This window comes from Frankia sp. CcCS3 (assembly GCF_977927575.1).
The window spans coordinates 1-7,966 of sequence record NZ_CDWRCL010000188.1 but is presented as its reverse complement, the minus strand read 5'-3'; the positions used below and the strand labels follow the sequence as shown (position 1 = coordinate 7,966).

The window sequence follows — 7,966 nt, the reverse complement described above, 5'->3', positions numbered from 1 at the left end:
GGCCACCACCGGGCCGAGCGCCGCGGGGGGTTCCGCGGGGACCGGGCGCCCGCGGCGGACCGAGGGCGACGAGCTGGTGGTCGGGCGCAACGCGGTGGTCGAGGCGCTGCGGGCCGGGGTGCCGTCGTCGACCCTTTTCATCGCCGGCGGGCTGGACTTCGACGAGCGGCTCGCCGACGCCCGCCGACTCGCCGGGCGGGCCGGGATCGCCGTGGCCGACGTCGGCCGCACGGATCTCGACCGGATGTGTGGCACCGCTCCGCATCAGGGTCTCGTCCTCGTGGTACCGCCGTTCCGGTATGCCCATCCGGATGATCTCCTCGCCCGCGCGCGCTCGTCCCCCCCCGGTCTGCTGCTGGCGCTGGACGGGGTCACCGATCCCCGCAACCTCGGGGCTGTGGTGCGCTCGGCCGCCGCCTTCGGTGCCCATGGCGTCGTCGTTCCGGAGCGTAGGGCCGCCGGCATGACCGCCGCGGCCTGGAAGACCTCGGCGGGGGCCGCCGCCCGGCTGCCGGTGGCGCGCGCCACCAACCTGGCCCGCACGCTCGTCTCCTACGCGGCGGGCGGCCAGTTCGTCGTCGGTCTGGCCGTGGGCGGCGAGGTGAGCATCGACGAGCTCACGATGGCGACCGACCCACTCGTCCTGGTGATCGGCTCCGAGGGACGCGGGTTGTCCAGGCTGGTCGAGCATCGCTGCGACGTGAGGGTCCGGATCCCCATGGCGGGTGCGGTGGAGTCCCTCAACGCGGGGGTGGCCGCTGGGATCACGCTGGCCGAGATCGCCCGCCGCCGTCGGATCGGCTGAGCCGGCCGATCGGTGGGTCCGCCGGGTCTCCGCCGCCGGGCGGGGCTGCGGAAGTTGACCTGGCCGGCTTCGCCGTGACCGGGAAACCGTGACCGGGAAACGTAGCGCGCAGCCCCGTGTCCCGGAGGGGACACGGGGCTGCTGGCCGCGCGCCGATCAGTACCGGCCGGGCGCGGACAGTGAAAGCTGGCGCGGGAAGTCGGGCAGCTCAGATCTTGTGACCCCAGCACGGCTTCGATGCGTACCAGGGGCTCGTCCCCTGCTGGGCGTACAGGATGCGGGCGCGGTGCCACTGCTCGGCGACGCTGGCGTGCTGCGGCAGACCCTTGCCGCCGACCCCGCGCCAAGTGCTGGGCAGGAACTGGAACAGCCCGCCGGCGCCGATGGAGTTGACCACGCGCGGGTTTCCCCCGGACTCACACGGAATCACCTTGGAGAGGAAGCGGTCGGCATTCGTCGACGCGCTGGCCGGCTGGGACAGCGCGAGGCCACCGCCGATCGAGGCCGTGAGAGTGGTGGCGGCGATCAAGGCCCGGGAACCGAGCCTGATGCGGTTGAGGCCACGAGCGAGCGAACGAGCGTTGGACATTGAGTTGCCCTTCCCCACGCCTGCGAGGTGAGCTGTCGGGTTCGGGCTGGGAATGCCCGGCCGCGCATCGCGGCTTCACCCCGAGAACGCCTTTTCGTGGCGCCCGGAATTGGTTCCCCCGCTCCTGCCGAAGGTTTGATTCTCGTCGAGCGGGGGCAGGATTCGGCGTGCCGCCCGACGCATGCCATCAGGTGACGGCACGGCAATGAACATAGCTGAGAGCGACCCAGGAAAAACAAGAGTACGTGAGGATGAACACAGTGCATCCTGTTTACTTGTCCCGATCTTTTTAATGGTGTTTCGTGCCCGCGTGCGCGCCCGATTCTAGAGGTTGTCCAGCGGGCTGGAAATCCCTAGTCCGTAGCTGGGTCGTCACGTTGACGGTAAACAATACGCGGTGCGTGGAGAAACTGTTCCGCCGTGTGGTGATCAAGCCTCCGCTACCCGCTGCCGGCAATCTCTAACCAGGATCTGGAAAAATCTGTGCCGGCGTTCCGGCGGGCCCGCACCTATCGCCCGCTTTCCGGACTATACGGCACGAGGGAATCATGTCATATGTCGGATCTACCAGTCGGTGCCGGACACCCGGTCCCGGCGCTGCGTCGCCGCCAGCCGCCAGCCGCCAGCCGTCATGCCGCCCGCGAGGCGGGTGCGTTCGGGTCGGTCAGCGGTTGTAGGACCAGGCCGAGCCGGTACCCCGGTACTGCTCCACCGGGATCGGTGTGGTTCCGGCCCGCATCCGATCCGTGTAGAGCTGACCGTGCAGGTGGTCGATCTCGTGGGCGACAAGCCGCGCCAGCCCCTGCCGATAGACGGTGATGTGCCGGTTGCCGTCGATATCGGTGTGTTCGACGTGCAGCTCCAGCGGCCGGGGGACGAGGCCACGAACGTCAAAGAAGCTCAGGCAGCCCTCGTACTGCTCGTCGGTCTCCCGGGAGGTTTCGATGACGCTGGGGTTGAGCAGCGTGAGCGTGTCGCCGCCCGGGGTACGCACGATCGCCGCGGCGCGGTTGATGCCGACCTGCGGCGCGGCGATGCCCATGCCCTTGCCGAAGGTGTGCAGGGCGGATACCCGTTCGAGGGCGGAGGACAGCTCGGCGACGACCCGACGCGCGTCCTCGGCCTCGTCGGGCAGGGCGAACGGGCGGGCCGACTGCCGCAGGATCGCCTCACCCTCCTGCACGATGCCAACGGCCGCCATCTGATCGCTGGGACGTGTTCCGGTCTCCGCGGCCGGATCACGTTCCGGCACGGTGGCCCGGAAGTTCCATTCCAGCCGGTAGCGGGCGTGCAGCGGCGGCTCGGTGGTCGACCAGGTGAAGATCCGCCGGTCGCCGGAGTCGGTGCGGGCGATTGCGGTCCGGAACGGGAAGGCATCGGCGGTCATCGACGTCTCCATGCCCCAGACCACGGGATCCAGCTCGGCCGGAAAGTCCAGCTGCACCGAGAGGAAACTCGTCGGTACCCGCACGGCACGCTGGAACCACGGCCCCCACTTCTCCCTGCTCACCTGGTAGCTGTAGTTGATCCATGCCGATTCGCCGGGATAGAGCGGAAATCGCCCTCGACTGTTCTCGAAGAGCAGCCAGACCTCCTTGAGCGCGTCCCAGTCGGTCTTGACCTGCCAGGCCATCTGCTCGCCGCCGCAGTGTGCGCTGAGCTGGAGGTCCTCCCAGCGCAGTGGATCGGATCGGTACAACCGCGCGGAGCGTTCCGGATCTCCCGGGAACCGGTCAACCGATATCCGCATCAGATACCGGGTGACCGGTTCGCTGCCGGCGTTGAGAAGACGTCTTCGCTGGTGGGCGACGTACATGCTGTCGTCGTAGTCGTAGCGGAGTTCGGCCCGGTCCTCCTCGACGACCAGGCCCCCCGGTCCGGGGGGACCCGGCCCGGGCTCTCGGCGACGACGGGCCCGGGGGCCGGGGCCGGGTCGACGGAGGGGGTCGCGACGTGGGCCACCGGCGTCGGGCCGGGTCCGGCCGGAACCGTCGGCGGCCCGGGCGGCTCGCGCACGTCCCGTGCCGCCTCCCACGGCCGTGCGGCCAGGTGGAAATAACTACCCGGGATACGCAGCGCGTCGGCGATGCGTTCGATCAGGGAGAGCCGGGCGATGCGGTCCTCGCCCTGCATGATCCGGCTGACTCTGCTCTGGCTGAGCCCTTCCACCGGCGAGGCGATGCGATTCTGACTGGCACCGTCATATTTCTTCATCAGCCGGAACACCGCGCGGAAGTCTCGCGTCGCACACGCCGCCCGGAAGTTCTCCCGGGCCAGCAGCTTGGGCGATACCCGGTAAGGTCCAGATTCGTACGACATCGAAACGGCCTTCCATGTCGGTACGGTCGGTGAAGGCCGGAGTGAAATCGGGCGATCAGTCCTCCGTCAGTCGACACATCAGGATAACGACGCCATGCCAAACGGGCACAGATGTTCGGCTGAATGCTCGACTGTCGGATATCCGACAGCACGGGCTCGGCGGTTTCCCGGGTCTTCCCGGGTCTTCGCGGTGTATGGCGGATGTCGTGTCTGACTCCTTGCGGACAGCGACGGCTGCTGGTGGCGTGCTGTCGCCGCTGGCCGGGGTGATGTCACGGACGCCACCTAGGAGCCGGGCCGTAGATAGGTGAAGTCTTCCCCTCCAGCGCCCGGTTGCCTGTGGCGCAGACGACGACATCCGCGCGGCCCATACGAGAAAGGCATGCCTGACTGACGTTTCCGGATCCCGGTCGCCCGCGTCAGTCTTGGCGGCAGGCCGGTCCCGCCCCGCGTCGAGCCGCGACCTCCGCCGGGCGGGGCCGGCGTGACGGCGAGCCGCAGCCGGGCGTGACGCCCGAGACCTCCGGGAGGGGTCCGTGGACAGGTGGCCCTGCCCTGCCCAAGCAGGGCCACCCTCGGCCTTTGCCCGAGTCCGGGGAGCCCGCCGAACCGACGGGCCCGGCCGCGCTTGAGCCGACCGTCGCGACCACACCCCGGGGATTCGACCGCTGGGCGGTCACGGTGGCGGCCGGTTCCGACCCGAGGGGGAGGCCTTCCGCGCAGTCGGGCGCATGCCCGCGCCGCTCCTCCGTTACAGGATTTCGATCACAGCGAGGTGCGGAACGGACCAGTCACCTCGTAGGTGATGCCGCCGCTGCTGGAACCCGAGGTGCCGCGCTGGGAGGAGAAGTACAGCCGGTTACCAGCCGGGTTGAACGCCGGTCCGGTGATCTCCGAGGAGCTCTGGCCAGTGATGCGCAGGAAGGGGGCAACGATGTCGCCGGGGGTGATGATGCAGATCTCCATGTTGCCGCCGTCCTCGGCGACGTAGAGGTCACCGACGGCGGCGACGGTGATGTTGTCGACACCGGTCAGCGGGGCGCCGGAGACGTTGTCGTCGTAGACGATCGCCAGGGTGTTGGCCGCCGCGTCGTAGGCCCACACCCGGTTGTCGCCCTTGGTGGTGAAGTAGCACTTGCCGGCCGAGTACCAGGCGCCCTCGCCGCCGTTGAACAGCTTGGCGCCCGAGACCTGGTCGCGGGTGGGTGTGGGGCTGCCGTCGGGGTCGGGCACGTTTGCCCAAGACAGCACGCCGGAGACCTCCTTGAGTACCTGCAGGGTGCCGGAAGACAGGTTGCCCCAGGTGGTGGGCACAAACCGGTAGAAACACCCGTCGGACGCGTCCTCGGTCAGGTAGATCATCTTCCGGTCCGGGTCGGCGGCAGCAGCCTCATGGTTGAATCGGCCCATCGCGGCCCGCCGGACAGCCGCGTTGACCCCCCCACGGGTCGGTCTCGTACACGTAGCCGGTGCTGGTCTCCTCACACGACAGCCAGGTGTTCCACGGGGTGGTCCCGCCCGCGCAGTTGCGGTTGGTGCCGGACAGGATGCTGTAGGCGCCAATGATGTTGGCGTTGCTGTTGAACTTCACGGCACTCACGCCGCCGCCGCTGCCTACCTCGGCGTTGGACACATAGATCCAGCCCGTGCCGTTGGCGAAGCAGGCGCCGCCGTCCGGGGCCCTGTGCCAGGTGTAGCTGGTGCCCGACACGGTCTGGGTGGATCGGGCGATCACCCGGCTGGTGAAGCCTGACGGCAACATGATTCCGTTGGCGTCGGCTGACTGCAGCGGCCCGTAGGGGCTGTTACCCGGTACCGCGCCGGGTAGGCCACGGCCGCTGCGCGCCACAGCGAGCCACTGAAGGCCGCCGCGCCGACGCTAACAAGACCGGTCCGAAGGAGAGTTCGACGATCCATTCCTGCTCCCATCTCCACGTGAGGATGCCGCGCTCGCCCGAGCGTCTCCGCCCGAGCCGCAGTATTCCGTGCCGCCGGCAATCTAACGTACGGTGAGAAAATACGACAGAATCGTGGCGTGAACATTGTGAAACCGGCTGGACAACAATATCAACGTAGAGTCAAGATCGACCCGGTAATTATTCGAGCTGAAATCTTACCCAATGTTCGATGTAATTCGGATGTTGCGGTGGGGGCTGGCCTTGTGCGGTCGCGTCGGAGAGGGCGCTGGTTACTCACGTGGAACGGGTCGACGACCAGGCGGGCGTGCGGCAGAGTCCCAGCGAGGCCTGGCGATCCGTTCAGCCCTCGCCGGTGAAGTGCAGGGTGACGCGATGCCGGTCCGACGGCCAGGCGGGCACCTGGAGAACGTCCCGGTGGGCCGTTTTTCCCCGCGGCTTCATCGCGACTTCGACCGAACGCTCACCCGCCGGGATGAACACATCTACGCCGGTAATGAAGCCGATCCCGAAATACGCCGGAATCGGCATCATGAGGTGGGTGACGCCATCGGAATTCTGGTCGAACAGGTAGACGCCCAGGGCCATTTTGAACCGGGGTGCGTTGGCGGCATTCAGCACGTTCTTCCCATCGATGCTGAGGACGTCGTCGGCGTCCCCCTGGTCCCCCCACCATTCGAGCGAGCGTTCGACGACCAGGCCGGTGTGCCCGGGACCGGTCTCCATCCCGCCGCCGATCTCCTTGCCCGGCTGGCTTGTCAGCAGGCGTACGAGGTGATCGTCGCGGCGGAACGGCTGGTAGTAGAAGTGGTGGTCGGGTTCCCCGCCGCGTACGATTACGAACTCGTAGGTGGAGGCGCCGTCACCCCGGAACGGACCCCAGGATCCGTCGCCGGAGAGGTGGAAATAACCTTTGAGGCTGTTCGCCCCCCGCCGGCCCGTCCGTGGGTCGACCCGGTGAACCTCCAGTCTGGCGTCCCGCACACCGACATTCATCGGATAGAGCAGGGCTCGGCCGGAGATCTCGATCGGGCCCTGCTTCGGCACCACGCCGGTCGTGTGCGGAGTGGTTCCGGTGAGGAACCGGTACATCTCCCTGAAGGTGGCCGCCGAGGTCAGGAGTTGGGCGCGGTCCTGGTCGACGAACCGCACGTTGGCGGCCCCCTCGACGCGCCGGGTCGGATCGTTCTCGCCCCAGACCGCCAGGGTGGGCACCCCGGCCGGGGGTCTGCGCGAGCGAGCCTCCGACAGTGACGTAGTGCGCGACCCGGTTCGCCCGGTCGGACGAGCTGGTCAGGTACCGCTCGCTCAACGCGGCGCCCTCGAGATGTGCCACCAGATCGAGCTTCTTCGCCCCGGTCGCCTTGAGGACACTGGCGATCTTCGCATCGAGGTTCGGGAGGACCTCCTTGACGGGGTTGGCCGAGGACGACGCGTCGTAGTCGAAGGCCTCGACGTGGTCGACGGGATAGCCGTTTGCGGTGAATCGTTGCGCCGGTGTCTCGAAGAGGCTGCCCGACCCGAGGCTGCCGTGCACGAACAGGATCGGGAGGCGAGAGGCATCCGGGGCGGCGTCCGCGGCGTCCGCCAGCTCCCGCGCGAGCGCCGGGGAGCGTCCTGCGCCGGGCTCCGTGCCGCCACTGCCGGAACAGGCGACCGCCAGTCCGGCGATGGCAAGCGCGTTCAGCAGGTGGAAGCAACGGCGGCGAGCCACTCGACGTCCCTTTCCCTCGGGATATCCGACGGCCACGCACCGGGCCACCGTCAGCATTTCTCCGGTCGGTTACACTTCGGTAACGGCGCACCACTGGATCGGACGTTCTCCGCGTCCGACGCATCTCTGGCCAGAGCACAGTACATCGGGCCAGCGCACAGGACGGCCAGGCCCGCGTGAGCTTCGGTGCGGACGCGGCCGTGCCCCTGGTCAAAAACAAGGTGCGGGCCCGGCCAGTCGCCTGTCATCATCTCGGCGTGGACAGCGCGGCCGGCGGGGTTCCGCATCAGGAGGTGCGGTCGCCTGGCATCGGTTCCCGGGGCACCGGTCAAAACGGCACCGGCCCGGACGGCACCGGCCCGGACGGTGTCGGCACCGCCGTGGACAACCTCGTTTCCCGCCGGGTGGAGCGGCAGGCCGCCCTGCGTTCCTATCTGCGTTTCGTCGCGACCTTCAAGGGGCCGGCTCTCCTGGTCGTCGGTGTCTTCGTCCTGTCCAACAGCCTGCTCGCCGTGATACCGGTCTTCATCGGCCTTTTCGTGCAGGCTCTCGCCGCCGCCCCGGTACAGACCCACGACGCGTACCTGTACGCCGGCGTCCTTCTCGCATGCAACATCGGGGGT

At 68.4% G+C, this 7,966-nt stretch carries 5 protein-coding genes, 3 pseudogenes and 1 riboswitch; of the genes and pseudogenes, 2 read left to right on the top strand and 6 right to left on the bottom strand.

The annotated features are described in order from the left end of the window. The coding region (gene rlmB / locus AC08OQ_RS15115; RefSeq protein WP_476605551.1) for a 23S rRNA (guanosine(2251)-2'-O)-methyltransferase RlmB at nt 1–805 on the top strand (805 nt) is incomplete at its 5' end. A 208-nt stretch (nt 806–1,013) separates the two neighbouring features. On the opposite strand, the gene AC08OQ_RS15110 is transcribed toward rlmB, so the two are convergent. The 6 genes and pseudogenes from AC08OQ_RS15110 to AC08OQ_RS15085 form a co-directional block, all read right to left on the bottom strand. Then, nucleotides 1,014–1,394 (bottom strand): transglycosylase family protein, encoded by a 381-nt coding sequence (locus tag AC08OQ_RS15110; RefSeq protein WP_462187288.1) that lies wholly within the window; start codon nt 1,392–1,394, stop codon nt 1,014–1,016. Between the two features lie 2 nt (nt 1,395–1,396). After that, a riboswitch (cyclic di-AMP (ydaO/yuaA leader) is annotated at nt 1,397–1,572 on the bottom strand. Nucleotides 1,573–2,058: 486 nt separating this feature from the next. Next, entirely contained in the window at nt 2,059–3,144 is a 1,086-nt protein-coding gene (locus tag AC08OQ_RS15105) for a peptide deformylase (protein ID WP_462202999.1), read from the bottom strand. Then, the gene (locus tag AC08OQ_RS15100) at nt 3,144–3,713 is read right to left on the bottom strand and encodes a helix-turn-helix domain-containing protein (RefSeq protein WP_476601626.1); all 570 of its coding nucleotides are present in this window, start codon (nt 3,711–3,713) and stop codon (nt 3,144–3,146) included. The genes AC08OQ_RS15105 and AC08OQ_RS15100 overlap by 1 nt, the downstream gene beginning before the upstream one ends. 765 nt (nt 3,714–4,478) lie before the next feature. Next, nucleotides 4,479–5,630: pseudogene (locus AC08OQ_RS15095) on the bottom strand (alkaline phosphatase PhoX). 341 nt (nt 5,631–5,971) lie between these two features. Continuing rightward, nucleotides 5,972–6,844, bottom strand: a complete 873-nt coding sequence (locus AC08OQ_RS15090) for a hypothetical protein (RefSeq protein ID WP_476601627.1) — start codon at nt 6,842–6,844, stop codon at nt 5,972–5,974. 139 nt (nt 6,845–6,983) lie between these two features. Next, nucleotides 6,984–7,400, bottom strand: a pseudogene (locus tag AC08OQ_RS15085) (esterase/lipase family protein); the annotation flags it as partial. A gap of 119 nt (nt 7,401–7,519) precedes the next feature. Between AC08OQ_RS15085 and AC08OQ_RS15080 the strand changes: the two are divergent. Continuing rightward, a pseudogene (locus AC08OQ_RS15080) lies at nt 7,520–7,966 on the top strand (hypothetical protein); the annotation flags it as partial.